Origin of the sequence: Fulvimonas sp. R45 (assembly GCF_030504985.1) — a bacterium.
Classification (GTDB): Bacteria; Pseudomonadota; Gammaproteobacteria; order Xanthomonadales; family Rhodanobacteraceae; genus Rhodanobacter_A.
Genome location: NZ_JASERU010000016.1, coordinates 49,724 through 63,312 on the forward strand (window position 1 = coordinate 49,724; position 13,589 = coordinate 63,312).

Annotated in this window: 15 protein-coding genes; 3 read left to right on the forward strand and 12 right to left on the reverse strand. The window is 72.5% G+C overall.

Translation table 11 applies throughout. The features are described 5' to 3' along the window. Nucleotides 1-38 precede the first annotated feature (38 nt). The gene (locus QMK61_RS13820; RefSeq protein WP_302072804.1) at nucleotides 39-875 is read right to left on the reverse strand and encodes a helix-turn-helix domain-containing protein; all 837 of its coding nucleotides are present in this window, start codon (nucleotides 873-875) and stop codon (nucleotides 39-41) included. A 136-nt stretch (nucleotides 876-1,011) separates the two neighbouring features. Here QMK61_RS13820 and QMK61_RS13825 point away from each other — a divergent pair, with 136 nt between their 5' ends. Further along, nucleotides 1,012-1,401 carry a DUF3224 domain-containing protein gene (locus QMK61_RS13825; protein ID WP_302072805.1) on the forward strand — a complete coding sequence of 130 codons (390 nt, stop codon included), beginning with the start codon at nucleotides 1,012-1,014 and terminating at the stop codon, nucleotides 1,399-1,401. Here the strand turns inward: QMK61_RS13825 and QMK61_RS13830 are convergent. The 5 genes from QMK61_RS13830 to QMK61_RS13850 all read right to left on the reverse strand — a co-directional run bounded on the left by QMK61_RS13830 (nucleotide 1,386) and on the right by QMK61_RS13850 (nucleotide 6,275). Next, the gene (locus QMK61_RS13830) at nucleotides 1,386-1,823 is read right to left on the reverse strand and encodes a DUF2231 domain-containing protein (RefSeq protein ID WP_302072806.1); all 438 of its coding nucleotides are present in this window, start codon (nucleotides 1,821-1,823) and stop codon (nucleotides 1,386-1,388) included. The genes QMK61_RS13825 and QMK61_RS13830 overlap by 16 nt on opposite strands. A gap of 10 nt (nucleotides 1,824-1,833) precedes the next feature. Continuing rightward, entirely contained in the window at nucleotides 1,834-2,175 is a 342-nt protein-coding gene (locus tag QMK61_RS13835) for a hypothetical protein (protein WP_302072807.1), read from the reverse strand. A gap of 94 nt (nucleotides 2,176-2,269) precedes the next feature. Continuing rightward, on the reverse strand, nucleotides 2,270-2,992 hold the full coding sequence (locus QMK61_RS13840) for an RNA polymerase sigma factor (protein WP_302072808.1): 723 nt from the start codon (nucleotides 2,990-2,992) through the stop codon (nucleotides 2,270-2,272). Nucleotides 2,993-3,063: 71 nt separating this feature from the next. Further along, complete coding sequence (locus tag QMK61_RS13845; protein ID WP_302072809.1) at nucleotides 3,064-5,481, reverse strand: penicillin acylase family protein; 2,418 nt, start codon at nucleotides 5,479-5,481, stop codon at nucleotides 3,064-3,066. Beyond that, on the reverse strand, nucleotides 5,478-6,275 hold the full coding sequence (locus QMK61_RS13850) for a phosphodiester glycosidase family protein (RefSeq protein WP_302072810.1): 798 nt from the start codon (nucleotides 6,273-6,275) through the stop codon (nucleotides 5,478-5,480). Before QMK61_RS13850 ends, QMK61_RS13845 begins: the two co-directional genes overlap by 4 nt. Nucleotides 6,276-6,374: 99 nt before the next feature. Between QMK61_RS13850 and QMK61_RS13855 the strand changes: the two genes are divergently transcribed. Together QMK61_RS13855 and QMK61_RS13860 are read left to right on the forward strand one after the other, a co-directional pair. Then, nucleotides 6,375-6,863 carry an 8-oxo-dGTP diphosphatase gene (locus QMK61_RS13855; RefSeq protein ID WP_302072811.1) on the forward strand — a complete coding sequence of 163 codons (489 nt, stop codon included), beginning with the start codon at nucleotides 6,375-6,377 and terminating at the stop codon, nucleotides 6,861-6,863. Next, a complete protein-coding gene (locus QMK61_RS13860; RefSeq protein ID WP_302072812.1) occupies nucleotides 6,842-7,264 on the forward strand; it encodes an NUDIX domain-containing protein in 423 nt (140 codons plus the stop codon). The genes QMK61_RS13855 and QMK61_RS13860 overlap by 22 nt, the downstream gene beginning before the upstream one ends. Before the next feature lie 19 nt (nucleotides 7,265-7,283). Here the strand turns inward: QMK61_RS13860 and QMK61_RS13865 are convergent, their stop codons facing one another. The 6 genes from QMK61_RS13865 to QMK61_RS13890 all read right to left on the reverse strand — a co-directional run bounded on the left by QMK61_RS13865 (nucleotide 7,284) and on the right by QMK61_RS13890 (nucleotide 13,400). Further along, the gene (locus tag QMK61_RS13865; protein WP_302072813.1) at nucleotides 7,284-8,183 is read right to left on the reverse strand and encodes an alpha/beta fold hydrolase; all 900 of its coding nucleotides are present in this window, start codon (nucleotides 8,181-8,183) and stop codon (nucleotides 7,284-7,286) included. Nucleotides 8,184-8,286: 103 nt separating this feature from the next. Continuing rightward, nucleotides 8,287-9,060 (reverse strand): biotin/lipoate A/B protein ligase family protein, encoded by a 774-nt coding sequence (locus tag QMK61_RS13870; protein WP_302072814.1) that lies wholly within the window; start codon nucleotides 9,058-9,060, stop codon nucleotides 8,287-8,289. Next, nucleotides 9,060-9,347, reverse strand: coding sequence for a biotin--protein ligase (locus QMK61_RS13875; RefSeq protein ID WP_302072815.1), 288 nt, complete (start codon nucleotides 9,345-9,347; stop codon nucleotides 9,060-9,062). Before QMK61_RS13875 ends, QMK61_RS13870 begins: the two co-directional genes overlap by 1 nt. Nucleotides 9,348-9,561: 214 nt before the next feature. Continuing rightward, nucleotides 9,562-9,996, reverse strand: coding sequence for a hypothetical protein (locus QMK61_RS13880; RefSeq protein WP_302072816.1), 435 nt, complete (start codon nucleotides 9,994-9,996; stop codon nucleotides 9,562-9,564). Nucleotides 9,997-10,220: 224 nt separating this feature from the next. Continuing rightward, the gene (parC, locus tag QMK61_RS13885; RefSeq protein WP_302072817.1) at nucleotides 10,221-12,461 is read right to left on the reverse strand and encodes a DNA topoisomerase IV subunit A; all 2,241 of its coding nucleotides are present in this window, start codon (nucleotides 12,459-12,461) and stop codon (nucleotides 10,221-10,223) included. Between the two features lie 84 nt (nucleotides 12,462-12,545). Continuing rightward, complete coding sequence (locus QMK61_RS13890; RefSeq protein ID WP_302072818.1) at nucleotides 12,546-13,400, reverse strand: TraB/GumN family protein; 855 nt, start codon at nucleotides 13,398-13,400, stop codon at nucleotides 12,546-12,548. Nucleotides 13,401-13,589 lie beyond the last annotated feature (189 nt).

A 13,589-nucleotide genomic window follows, 5' to 3' on the forward strand; every position in this document is an offset into this window, starting at 1 on the left:
TCGTCCTCCGGTGGCCGGTACGATGCCGGCCTTCATGGTCAAGACGAACGGCGCGGGCCGGAATCGACATGCGCCGGCCCCTCGCGGCGCGCGAAGGCGCCGGGCGCCAGGCCGGTGAGGCGGCGGAAATCGCGTGCGAAGTGGGCCTGGTCGTAATAGCCCAGCGCCAGCGCGAGTTCGGCCCAGGCCACCTCGCCGCCGGCCTGCAGCCTGGCCACCGCCTCGTGCAGGCGGTAGCGGTTGATCGTCCACTTGGGGCTGGCGCCCACGTAGTCGCGGAACAGCCGCTGCAGCGCGCGCAGGCCGAGCCCGGCGCGTTCGGCCAGCTGTTCGGCGCGGGTCAGGTCGTGCGCGGTGGCGGCCAGGGCGACCAGTTCGCGCGCCCGCGCGGCCAGCGGGTCGGGCGGCGGCGATCGCGCCAGCAGCAGCGGCTCGACCCGCGCGACCATCGCGGCGAGGTCCGCGCAGCCGGGGATCGCCGGCACCAGGGTGTCGATGGCGTCGCCGAACAGTGCATGCGCCGGCAGGCTGCGGTTGGCCAGCGTGGCCACCGGCCGGCCGAGGATGGGACGGAAGCCTCCGGCGGCGAACTTCACCCCGAACACCGTCTCGCGGCCTTCCAGCACGCGGCTGAAGCGTCCGGCATGGACGCCCCAGATGCGCGCCTCGCCGCGCTCGATCACCAGGTGCACGGTGGGGTGGGGCAGGGTTTCCTGCAGTTGCGGCGGGCAGCCGCGCAGGTCCCAGCGCACGCACCAGTAGTGCTCGACGAAGGGCGCGAGCGCCGTTGCCGGCGCCTGCCGCGCGTGCTCGAAGCGGCCTTCGCCCAGGCGCGTATGCAGTACGCCGCGCGGCGGCCCGGGGGCTTCGCTCATGCACGGTCCCCGGTGGGTCGTCGCGTTTTTCCAATCCCCGATGGCCTGCCCATGCTGCAATGTCGCCGATGCTGGAACGGCGAGCATAGACGACGCCGGGCCACGCCTTCCGACGGACGACCAGGAGACCCGCGCCATGCAAGCCCAAGGCCGCTTCGATGTGACCCTGACACCCCAGCCGGCCGACCCCGGCGACGACGCGGCGTGCCCCGGGCGCCGTCGCATCGACAAGCATTTCCACGGCGAGCTGGAGGCGCACAGCCGCGGCCAGATGCTCGCCGTCGGCACCGCGGTGCCGGGCTCGGCCGGCTACGTGGCGCTGGAGCGCGTAGCCGGCACGCTGCACGGCCGGCGCGGCTCCTTCGCCCTGCAGCACCATGGCCTGATGAAGCGCGGCGAATCCAGCCTCGTGGTGGTGGTCGTGCCGGACTCGGGCACCGGCGAACTGGCCGGGCTGGAAGGCGCGATGACGATCCGCATCGAGGACGGCCAGCACCACTACACGCTGGATTACCGCCTGCCCTGAGAGCCTGGCGCGTCGCCGCCCAGCCGGTGGCCATACACCAGCCGGCCGCCGAGCCAGCCGGCGGCGGCGAGCGCGGCGAAGCCGGCCAGGTCCAGCGCGATGCCCGTGGTGCCCGGCGCCGCCAGCGCGCCGCCGCGCCAGCGCAGCAGCAGGGCGAGGGCGTACAGCGCCGTCGCTGCCAGCGCGGCGCCCATGTGCAGGTACACGTCGCGCCATGCGGGACTGTCGTCGGCCAGCCGGGTCAGCTCGTAGAGGCCGGCGAGCATGGCGGGCAGCGCCGCCAGCGTGCCGGCCGCCAGCAGCAGGCCGCCCAGCCGCCAGGCGGGCATGCCCCAGTGCAGGCCGGCCAGGTCGGCCGCCGTGCCCAGCGACCAGCAGGCAACTGGGAAGTGGACCAGCGCGGGATGCAGCGGATGGCGCATGCGCGCAGGCTCAATGCAGCAACAGGCTGAGCAGGGTGAGGAAGCCGACCACCGCCACGCCGGCGTGCACGAGCACCGCGGGCTTCGGCGCGATCCGCTTGCGCAGGTGGAACGAGGCGACGAAGAAGCCGCCCAGCGCCGCGAGCACCAGCAGCGCCAGCGCGGCGGTGAGCCGGCCCGGCGCGGTCCCTTGCAGCGCCAGCGCGACCAGCAGCACCAGGCCGGTGGCGCCGAGCAGCGCGTGCAGCACCGACAGCGCCCACGGCGCGAAGCGGTTGCGCAGCACGTGGCTGGCGAGGATCAGTCCGCCGACGGCGGCGATGGCGAACACGACGATGGCGTAGAGCAGCATGGCGGATCTCCGGTATGGAAAGGCGAGGCGCCGGTGTGGCGCGAAGGCCGGGTCGTGATGCAGCGAAGCGGCCGCCACGACGTCGGGTGCGGGTTCAGCGGCCCGGTGGCGCGCGGTCGTCCTGCGTGGCGCGGGTATCCATCCGCCGCAGCACCGCGTCGGTGATCCGGGCGCAGCGGGGACCGAGGAAGGGGAAGGCGTCGGCCAGCGCACCGGCCAGGCTGTCGTGCAGCGCCTCGTGCAGCAGCCGGCGCGCCCGGTGCAGGCGGGTCTTCACCGTCTCCGGGCGGATGCCCAGCGCGGCGGCGGTTTCCTCGATGCTGCAGCCCTCGACCTCGCGCAACACGAACACCACGCGGAACGGCCCGGGCAACGCCTCGATGGCGTGCTCGGCCAGCTCGCGCAGCTGGGCGCGGGCGGCGTGCGTGGCCGGGTCCTCGATGCCGTAGCGCGACGGGAACGCGAGCACGCGGCCGTCGTCCTGCTGCGCCGCCTCGATCTGCGCCACGTCCACCGTGGGGCGCCGCCGGCGCAGGCGGCCGTAGGCCTCGTTCAGCACGATGCGGGTCATCCAGGTCAGCACGTTCGCCTCGCCGCGGAAGCCGTCGAGGTGTTCGAAGGCGTGCGCGTAGGCGTCCTGCAGCGCGTCCTCGGCCTCGGCGTCGTCGTTGAGCACGGCGCGGGCGACGCGGAACAGCCGCTGGTTGCCGCGCTGCATGATGTAGCGGAACGCCTCGCGCCGGCCGTCGCGGGCCAGCGCGACCAACTCGTCGTCGGACAGTGCCGCGTAGGCGATGGCGTGGGCGTGTTCAGACATGGCGCGACTTCCCCCTTTGCCGATCGGATGCGGGAGACGCCGCAAAGGTTCCCGACGCCGCGCCGGCCGGCTCAGCGAGCCGGCGGCGCCAGCGTCAGCATATGCTCGGCCGGGCCGGGCAGCAGCGGGGTGGGGCGACCCCGCACCCAGTCCTCGTGGCCGGCGCCGTAGTACGGCGACAGCGGGTTGTCGCTCTGGCCGCCGGGCATTTCCAGGATGCCGTGCGCCTCGTGGCCGGGCGCCACGTCCAGCCGCTCGGAGGCGCCGAAGCCGGGCGCGGCCACGCGCGGCATGTCGCGGTCGCCGGGCAGCTCGTCGTCGGGCATGTCGAGGAAGCGGGCCAGGACGCCGGGCAGGGCGCGCGCCAGCGGATGGTCGATGCCGGCGTGGTTGATCTCGCCCCAGCGGCGCGCCGCGAGGCCGCCCGGCTCGCGGCCCAGCGTGTCGGTCACGTGCCTGGCGGCATCGAGCAGCAGGGCGTTCCAGTCCTTGTAGCGCGGGTCGAGCAGGTTCGGCGGCTGGCGCGAGACCAGTTCCCACACCGCCGCCTCGGGGTCGGCCAGGCGCGGCCAGGCGAAGCCGGGGAAGCGCCGCTGCACGATGGCCACGAACGGCGCCAGCGCCGCCGCCTTCACCTGCGCCCGGAAGGCGCGCACCAGGCGGTAGTCCACGCTGTCGGGGCTGGCATGGTCGCGCCATGCGGCGGTGAGCCGGCGCAACTGCGCCAGCGCCGGATCGTCGGCACGCGCCAGCGTGCGCTGCAGCAGCTGCTGCCAGCGGCGCAGGAACACCGCGCGGTCGTCGAGCTGGATGTCGAGCAGGCTGCCGGGGCCAAAGCCGGCGCGTGCGTGCAGGTCGTCGCGGATCTGCTGCGCGCGCGCGCCGAGGTCGTGGCCGCCGTTGCCGAGCAGGGCCAGCGCCGCGCCGCCCACGGTGCGGTTGTTGGCGGTCCACAGGCGCTGGCCGGCCGGGTCCTCGATGCGCGGGTACTGCGCGGGCGCGGCCCAGCCAGTCCAGCCGGTGCCGGGCTGCGACCAGTCGGCCGGCCGCTGCGGGTCGAAGCCGTTGCGCAGCGGGATGCCGTTGCCGGCGATGGTCCAGCCGATATGGCCTTCGCGGTCGGCCACCAGCAGGTTCTGCGGCGGCATGCCGAAGCCGGGCGCGAGGTCCAGCGCCTGCCTCGCGCTGCCGGCCCGCTCCAGCTGCATCAGGCCGAGGTCGTAGGCGCGCGGCTGCTGCGCGATCCAGGCCAGCGCCAGCGGCGTGCCGTCGGTGTCCTTGCCGAGGATCGGCCCCCAGCGGGTGTCTTCCACCACCAGCGTGCGCGACGGCGCGCCCTTGATGCGGATGGTTTCCTGGTGCGTACGGATCTCGGCCCAGCCGCCGGGGACCTTGTAGCGTGCGGGGTCGTGCGGGTCGCGCTGCACGCGCACCCAGTCCAGCCAGTCGCCGTAGCTGTTGGTGAAGCCCCAGGCGACCTGGCCGTTGGAGCCGACCACCATCGCCGGCGTGCCGGGCAGGCTCACGCCGACCACGTCGCGCTGCCCGCCCGGCGCGGTGGCGTCGGGATAGCGCAGGCGGGTGCGGAACCAGATGTCGGGCACGCGCAGGCCCAGGTGCATGTCGTTGGCGAGCAGGGCCGCGCCGCTCGTGGTGAGCCGGCCGCTGACGGCGAAGCTGTTGCTGCCGGGGCGCTCCGCGCCCGTCGCGGACGCCATCGCCGCGGCCAGTTTCGCGTCCGCGGCGGCGGGCTTGGCCTGGCGCAGGTCGAGCACGTCCGCGCCCGGCGGGTACGGTGCACGCGACAGGTCGCCGTCCAGCGGTGCTTCCCAGGTCGGATCGGGCGAGAGCAGGAAATCCGCCACCGCGCCGGGCAGCGCCGCGCGCATCTGCGCGATGTGCAGCTCGCGCTCGTTGCGGCCGTCGCCGTTGAGGTCGAAGTACATCGCGGCGATCACCAGCAGGCTGTCCGCGGGCTTCCACGGCTGCGGCTTGGCGCGCAGCAGCAGGTATTCCCACGGCCGCACGCGCAGAGCGGCGAGGCCGGCGTCGACGCCGGCGGCGTACAGCTCCAGCTGGTGGCGTTGCGCGGCGGGCAGTTGCGCGTACGCGGCCTCGGTCACCGCGCGCAGGCGATGGCGGCGGTGGTCGATGTCGACGTCCAGCGCGGCGGGGCCGACCAGCTCCGACAGCTCGCCGGCGGCCATGCGGCGCATCAGGTCCATCTCGAAGAAGCGTTCCTGCGCGTGTACGTAGCCGAGCGCGAAGTCGAGGTCGTCGCGGGATTGCCCGCTGAGCGTGGCGGTGCCCAGCGCATCGCGCTCGATCGTCACCGGATGCGCCAGCCGGGCGAAGCGGCGGGTGCCGTCCAGTTGCGCGCGGCTGCCGGCCAGCAACCACCCGCCGGCGAGGAAGGTGGCCAGCAGCAGCGCCAGCACGGCCGGCACCGTCCAGCGCAGCCAGCCGGCGCGGCGCGGTGGCCTGGTCATCGCGAGAACACCGCGAAGATGCCGGCGTAGGGCTTCACCATGAAGGCGGGCGCGCCGGCGTATCCCACGCCATCCACGTAGACCTGCGAGATGCTGCCGTCCAGGTACAGCGCGTCGCGGCAGCCGAGCTTGTCGCGGAACAGACGGGCGAAGTCGTGGAAGTTCACCGGCGCCTCGCTCACCGCGAACACGGCCTCGTGCGGGTTGGGCGCGCACACGCCGCTGCGCCACTTCATGCTGCTGGAGCCGTCGACGAACTGCGGGTTGAGCTTGCCGCCCACCACCAGCATCGGGCCGGACTGGGTGGCCCAGCGCGCCGGCTTGCCGTCGGCCTTGAAGTCGGCGCTGGTGCGCACCGCGGCGCTGCCGTCGGGATAGATCGCGAACACGCCGTTGGGCAGCAGCGAGAAGTTGCCCGACGCCGGGTTGCCGTGCGCCAGGTTCAGTGGCACCAGGGTCTTGCCGTCTTCCACGTACAGGCCCAATGGCGCGGACTGGCGGTCGTAGATGCCGGCGTTGGCGGCGAACAGCAGCCGCTTGCCGTGCGCCTCGCCCCACTGGCGCAGCGTGTCGATGTCGCCGTAGGGCTGGCCGGTGTCGGGATCGCGCCAGCGCAGGCTGAGCGCTTCGCGGCGCAGGTCGATGCGCACCACGCGAAAGGCGAGGCCGTCGAACTGCACTTCGCGGCTGTCCAGCGCCTGCGCTGACGGAGCGCAGCCGGCCAGGGGCCCCGCGAGCAGCAGCATCGAGGCCAGGCCGCGGAGGGCGCGGGGTAGGAACGTGCGTGCAGACATCCCCCGATGGTCGCCGTCCCGGCCGGTCCGATGCAAGCCCGCGGCGCGACAGCGCGCGGCACAGCGCTTAAACTGACCGCTTTCCGCCCGTTTCCCGCCATGCCCTACACGCCGATAGTCGCCACGCTCGGTTACGTGCTCTCGCCGGATCGCCGGCAGGTGCTGATGATCCATCGCAACGCGCGCCCCGACGACCAGCACCTGGGCAAGTACAACGGCCTGGGCGGCAAGATGGAGCCGGGCGAGGACATCGCCGCTTGCATGCGCCGCGAGATCCGCGAGGAGGCCGGCATCGAGTGCGAGACGATGCGCCTGCGCGGTACGCTGAACTGGCCCGGCTTCGGCAAGCAGGGCGAGGACTGGCTGGGCTTCATCTTCATCATCGACAGCTTCGGTGGCGAGCCGCACGGCGGCAACCATGAGGGCACGCTGGAATGGGTGCCGCGCGAGAAGCTGCTGGAGCTGCCGATGTGGGAAGGCGACCGCCACTTCCTGCCGCTGGTGTTTGACGACGACCCGCGCCCGTTCCACGGCGTGATGCCGTACCGGGACGGGCGCATGCAGTCGTGGTCGTACACGCGGCTGTGAGCGCGGCGCCGGTCATCCGCATCGTCGCCGCGGTGATCCGCGACAGCGCGGGGCGCACCCTGCTCGTGCGCAAGCACGGCGCCGCGGTGTTCCAGCAGCCCGGCGGCAAGCGCGACCCCGCCGACGAGGACGACCTCGCCACGCTGGCGCGCGAACTGCGCGAGGAGCTGGGTTGCGAACTGGTGCGCCACTCGGCGCGCTTGCTGTGCCGTGCCAGCGCGCCGGCCGCGAACGAGCGCGGCTACGTGGTGGAGGCCGAAGTCTACGAAGTGGCGGTGGACGGCGAAATCCGGGCGCAGGCGGAGATCGCCGAGCTGTGCTGGATCGATCCGGCCGCGCCCGGCGACGTGCCGGTCGCGCGGCTCAGCCGCGAGCACATCCTGCCGAAGCTGGGGCGTTGAGAGCAGGCTCTGAGCGCATTCACTTCGGCAGCGAGGCCAGCCAGCGCAGCAGCGCCTGCGACAGCTCGATGCGGTGATCGGAATAGACGTGGTCGGTGGCGAGGTGCAGGGTGTCGACGCGCGCGTCGCCGGCCTTGCGCAAGGCCGCGGCGAAGGCGTCGTCCGTGGCGGCGAACGGGTCGTCGGCCATGACGACGAAGGCGGCACGGTCCTTCAGCGCATCGACCCTGGCCGGGAAAGGCCAGTCGGAGGCATGGTCGGCCAGTTCGCGCGCCAACCCGTCGGGCGAGCAGCCGTGCAGGGGCGCCAGGCCTGCGCCGGACAGGTTGGCGCTGGCCACTTTCAGCGCGGCGGGCAGGCCCTGCGCATCCCGCACCTGCCGGAACAGGCCGCCCATGTCGGCGCCGGAGATGAGCGCGAAGGCCTTGATCGCCGGATCGGCCGCGGCCGCCTGTACCGCGATGAAGCCGCCCATGCTGTGCCCGACCGGCACGATGCGCGCGGGATCGAGCCGCAGCGTCTTCGCCACGTCCGGCCGGTGCAGGTACGCGAGCACGGACGCGGCGTCCTCGATGGCATGCCCGAACGAGAACGCGCCCGGCGTGCCCCAGGAGCCGCGGTAGTCGAAGTACACCACGTCCCAGCCGGCGCGGCGCATGTCCTGCGCCAGGTCGAGGTTGCGCTCATAGCCGGGAAAGCCGTGCAGCAGCACCACCGTCGGATGCGGCCCGGCGCCCGCCGCGACGTAGGCGATCGCGTTCAGCCGCTCGCCATGGCTGGGGATCTGCATCACCTGCATGGACGCGCGCGCGGCGGCGGCTTGCGCCGTCGCGGCGGCGCCCTGCGGCAGGCACGTGCCGAGCGCGATGGCCATGGCCAGACAGGCGGCACGAAAACCGGACGGCAGGCGGTGCGTCATGCGTTTTCCCCATGGTGTGCGCGGCGGCGACGGCTCCGGCGCCGACGTGGCGCGGGCTCGGCGGCCTTTATCGCACGACGCGCGCCGCCCGCGCCACCGGGCGTCACGGCACGTCTTCGAGCCAGGTGGCGGTGCCGAACTTTTCGCGGACCCGGGTCTGCGCACGGGCCAGCTCGCCGGCGGGCAGCGTGTCGCGGGAGAGGCCGTGCAGGTGGCGGAAGCAGTCCACCATGCGCGCGATCACGGACTCGCGCGGCAGGCCGGTCTGGCTGCGCAGCGGGTCCACGCGCTTGGCGGCGCTGGCGGTGCCCTTGTCGGACAGCTTCTCGCGGCCGATGCGCAGCACCCGGAGCATCTTCGCCGCGTCGATGTCGTAGGCCATGGTGACGTGGTGCAGCACCGCGCCGCCACGGCGCGTCTGGGCGGCGCCACCGATCTTGCCGGCGTCCGAGGCGATGTCGTTGAGCGGCTGGTACCACGCGCGGATGCCCAGTTCGCCCAGCGCCTCGACCACCCACGCGTCCATCAGCGCGTAGGACTCCTGGAAGCTCAGGCCCTCGACCAGCGAGGCCGGCGCGTAGATCGAATAGGTGATGGTATTGCCCGGCTCGATGAACATCGCGCCGCCGCCGGAGATGCGCCGCACCACCTCGATGCCGTGCTGCCGCGCGGCGGCCATGTCCACCTCGTTGCGCAGCGACTGGAAGCGCCCGATCACCACCGCCGCGCCGGCCCATTCCCAGATGCGCAGGGTGGGCGGGCGCCGGCCGGTCGCCACCGCATCGGTGAGCACCTCGTCCAGCGCCATGTGCAGCGCGGGCGCCTGCGGGGCGTCGTGCAGCAGTTGCCAGTCGTGGTCGCGCCAGTGCGTGCGCATCAGGCGGCCTCCGGCTGCAGGGCGCGGCGCACGGCTTCCGCCACGGCCTCGGGCGAGATGCCGTACATGGCGGTGCCCGCGGGCAACGCGGCGCGCACGGCATCGGCCAGCGCGGCGGCGGCGGTGGCGGCGGGCAGGCCGTCGAGCGCGCGGTCGATCGCACGCAGCGCCTCGTCGGGCTCGAGGAAGAAATCGCCGCTCAGCCGCACGCCGGCGAGGCGGCCGCCGCGCACGTCGAGGTCGACCACCACCAGCTTGCCGCCGGGCATCTTGTATTCGCCGTGCATGGTCTGCCGCGCGCCAGTCGGGGCATCCAGCGTAGCGCGGTCGGGCGCGGGTTGTCGCGAAGGCTCAGGAGGCGATGAAGATTTCCACTTCCTGGAAACCTTCATCGGCAGTCCGGCGCAGGTAGGTCCGGACATGTCACCGGGGATCGATTACGGGGCGATTGATCCCCGCCGGCCATCGATGACTGTCTGAGTTTGAAAACCCCACAAACGCTCAGTGGCCGTGGAAGTGGCCCTGGCCCACGCCGATCGAGAAGCTCACCCCGCCCTTGGGCTCTTCGCAGTCGCCCAGGCGCCTGGTGACGCTGACGGTGCCGGTCTGGTAGTTGCCGCTGACGTGGTTGCCGCCCATCACGCCCATGCCCACGCTGCCGTGCACCTGCGGCTGGGTGTAGGTGCTGTCGTCGCAGGCAGCGGCTTCGGCGGGCGGGGTGACGTTGCCCATGCGGCCGCTGGTGTCGCCGTAGTACACGCCGGGTGCGCTGCTGGCGGGCTTCGCTGCGGTGGCGCTGGCGGCGGGCAGGTCGCTGGGCGGCAGCGCGTTCTGCGGCGGCAGCTTGAGGTTGAGCGGCTTGCCGGCGTCCTGCGCCCAGGCCGTGGCGGCGACGAGGCTGGCGGCGAGCAGGGCGGTGGCGCGGATCGTGTTCATGGAAGGGCTCCAGGGCATGCCGCGATCAACGCTCGGGCGAGCAGTGCGTGCACAGACGTTGGACGTTGCGGCGCCATGCAAGTTCCTCGTATCACTCCCTCCCCTGCGTGCAGGGGAGGGTTGGGGAGGGGTAACCCAACCTCGCGGCAAGCTTGCTTACTCCCTCCCGGCCTCCCCCTGCAAGCCGGGGGAGGAGAACAGCCGCGCGGTGGGCAGGACCGTGTTCAGCCGGTGGTCTCGATGCGTTCCACCCGGCGCAGGCCGCGCGGCAGCAGGTTGCCGCGGGTGGCGCGGTTGCCGCCGTATTCGACCAGGTCGGCCCATTTCAGGGTGAGCTTGCGCTGGCCGGCGTAGAGGGTCACCTCGCCCTTGCCCTCGGTCACCACCGCCACGCCGGCCACGCGTTCCTCGCCGCTGGCCAGTTTCGCCTTGGGCACCTCGATCAGCTTGTTGCCCTTGCCCTTGTCCAGCTCGGGCAGCTCGGCCACCGAGAACATCAGCAGGTGGCCCTCGCTGGTAACCACCACGATGCGGTCGCGCGACGGGTCGGCGCTGGCCTGCGGCGCCAGCACCTTCGCGCCGTCGGGCAGGTTGAGGATCTGCTTGCCGGCCTTGTTGCGGCCGGTGAGCGCCTCGAAGCGGGTGACGAAGCCGTAGCCGTGGTCGGTGGCGATCACCAGCCGGGTGTCGTTGTCGCCGGCGGCCAGGGCGTCGAAGCTGGCGCCCGCGGGCGGGCTGAAGCGGCCGGTGAGCGGCTCGCCGTTGCCGCGCGCGGACGGCAGGGAGTGCGCGGGCGTGGAATAGCTGCGGCCGGTGGAGTCGATGATCGCCACCTGCTGGGTGGTGCGCGCCTTGACCGCGGCGAGCAGGCCGTCGCCCTCGCGGTAGCTGAGGCCGTCGGCGTCGACGTCGTGGCCCTTGGCGGCGCGGATCCAGCCCTTCTGGCTGAGCACCACGGTGACCGGCTCGCTGGCCACCAGCGCGCTCTCGTCCAGCGCCTGCGCGGCCTCGCGCTCGACCAGCGGCGAGCGGCGCTCGTCGCCGTACTTGTCGGCATCGGCCTTCAGTTCCTGCTTGATCAGGCCCTTGAGCTTGGCCGGCGACTTCAGCAGCACGTTGATGCGCGCGCGTTCCTCTTCCAGCTGGTCGCGCTCGGCGTTGATCTTCATTTCCTCGAGGCGGGCCAGCTGGCGCAGCTTCGTCTCCAGGATGTAGTCGGTCTGTTCCTCGCTGAGCTTGAAGCGCGCCATCAGCACCGGCTTGGGCTCGTCCTCGGTGCGGACGATGCGGATCACCTCGTCGAGGTTGAGGTAGGCGATGCGCAGGCCTTCCAGCAGGTGCAGGCGGCGTTCGACCCTGGCCAGGCGGTGGTTGAGGCGGCGCGTCACCGTGTCGGTGCGGAAGCCCAGCCACTCGGTGAGGATGCGCTTCAGGTCCTTCACCTGCGGCCGGCCGTCCAGGCCGATCATGTTGAGGTTGACGCGGAAGCTCTTCTCGAGGTCGGTGGTGGCGAACAGGTGCTGCATCATCTCGTCCGCGTCGATGCGGTTCGAGCGCGGCACCAGCACCAGCCGGATCGGGTTCTCGTGGTCGGACTCGTCGCGCAGGTCCTCCAGCATCGGCAGCTTCTTCGCGCGCATCTGCGCGGCGATCTGCTCGAGGATCTTCGACGGGCTGACCTGGTGCGGCAGCGCGGTGATCACGATGTTGCCGTCCTCGCGCGCGTACACCGCGCGGGCGCGCACCGAGCCGGTGCCGCCCTCGTACATCGCCAGCAGCTCCCTGCGCGGCGTGATGATCTCGGCCTCGGTGGGGTAGTCGGGGCCGCGCACGTGCTCGCACAGTTCCGCCACCGTGGCATCGGGCTCGTCGAGCAGGCGGATGCAGGCGGCGGCGATCTCGCGCAGGTTGTGCGGCGGGATGTCGGTGGCCATGCCCACGGCGATGCCCATCGAGCCGTTCAGCAGCACGTGCGGCAGGCGCGAGGGCAGCCAGCTCGGCTCCTCCAGCGTGCCGTCGAAGTTCGGCACCCAGTCCACCGTGCCCTGGCCCAGCTCGCCCAGCAGCACGTCGGCGATCGGGTTGAGCTTGGATTCGGTGTAGCGCATCGCCGCGAAGCTCTTCGGGTCGTCGGGCGAGCCGAAGTTGCCCTGGCCGTCGATCAGCGGGTAGCGGTACGAGAACGGCTGCGCCATCAGCACCATCGCCTCGTAGCAGGCGCTGTCGCCGTGCGGGTGGAACTTGCCGATCACGTCGCCCACGGTGCGCGCGGACTTCTTCGGCTTGGCGCTGGCGGCCAGGCCCAGCTCGCTCATCGCGTAGACGATGCGCCGCTGCACCGGCTTGAGGCCGTCGCCCACGAAGGGCAGGGCGCGGTCCAGCACCACGTACATCGAGTAGTCGAGGTAGGCGCGCTCGGCGTATTCCCTGAGCGGGATCTGTTCGTAGTTGGCTTGCAGGTTCATGCGCTTGCGTGAAGTTCCGTCGCGTAACTGGCCGATGGTGCCAGATCGGCGGCGCAGGGGACAGCTTGACGGAACCGGGCGGGGCTATTCGCGCGCCGCGTGCACGCCCAGCTTCGCGAGCTGGGCCTGCACGCTGTCCGGCCCGGCCAGGTGCGCCGCGCCCACGGCGATGAAGACGGTGCCGGGCCGGTCGAGCATGGCCTTGATGCGCCGCGCCCAGGCGGCGTTGCGCTCGACCAGCAGGCGCCGGTAGAGCTGCGGTTCCTGGCGCTCGAGCCGGTCGTTTTCCAGCCGCGCGATGGCCGCTTCGTCGCCGGCCTTCCAGGCGCCGATCAGGGCCTTCAGGTCGACGTCGGCGCGGTCGGTGTCGCGCAGGGTCGAGCGCAGCAGGCCGAGTTGCAGCGCCTGCGGCATGTCGGCGAGGAAGCGGACCTGCTGCTCGGCGGTCTCCAGCGCGCGCACCGGCTTGCCGGCCTTTTCCATCGCGGCGCGCAGCTGCCGGTCCACGCCCAGGGCCGGATCCAGCCCGGCCTTCACCATCGGCGCCACGGTGAGGGTGAGCGCGGCCAGCCACGGCCGCATGATGTCCAGCGCCGCCATGCCGCCCGGCACGTCGGCCAGGCGCGCGGCGCGTTCCAGCCGGCCGCGGTCGAACGGGCCGAGCAGGCCGGACAGCGGGTGCGCGGTGTCGATGCCGTAGCGCAGCACCAGCGCGGTCATATGCGCGGGATCGTCATCGGTGATCTCCACGTACAACGCCTGGCTGTCGGCCAGCGCCTTGTCCAGCACGGGGAAATGCCAATCGGTGTCGTGCGGCAGCAGGTGCACGGTGCCGAACAGGTAGAGGGTGGTGTCGACATCCTTCACCGCCCACAGCGCGGGATGCGCCAGTGCGGGCGCGGCGAACAGGACGAGCAGCAGGCTGAGCAGGCGTCGCATGCGCGCACTTTACCCCAGGCGACGTCGCCCTCAGAGCCTGTTCAAGATCTCCCCGTAGCTCGCGTTGCCTTGCCCTGGCCGCCCGGTGGGAGTGCGTGGCGCAGCGCCTGTCTGGCGGGCAGGTCAAGCCGCGCGCTGCCGCCTGGCGGCCAGGGCAAGGCAACCCTTCGGGCCGGGTCTGTTGGCCCA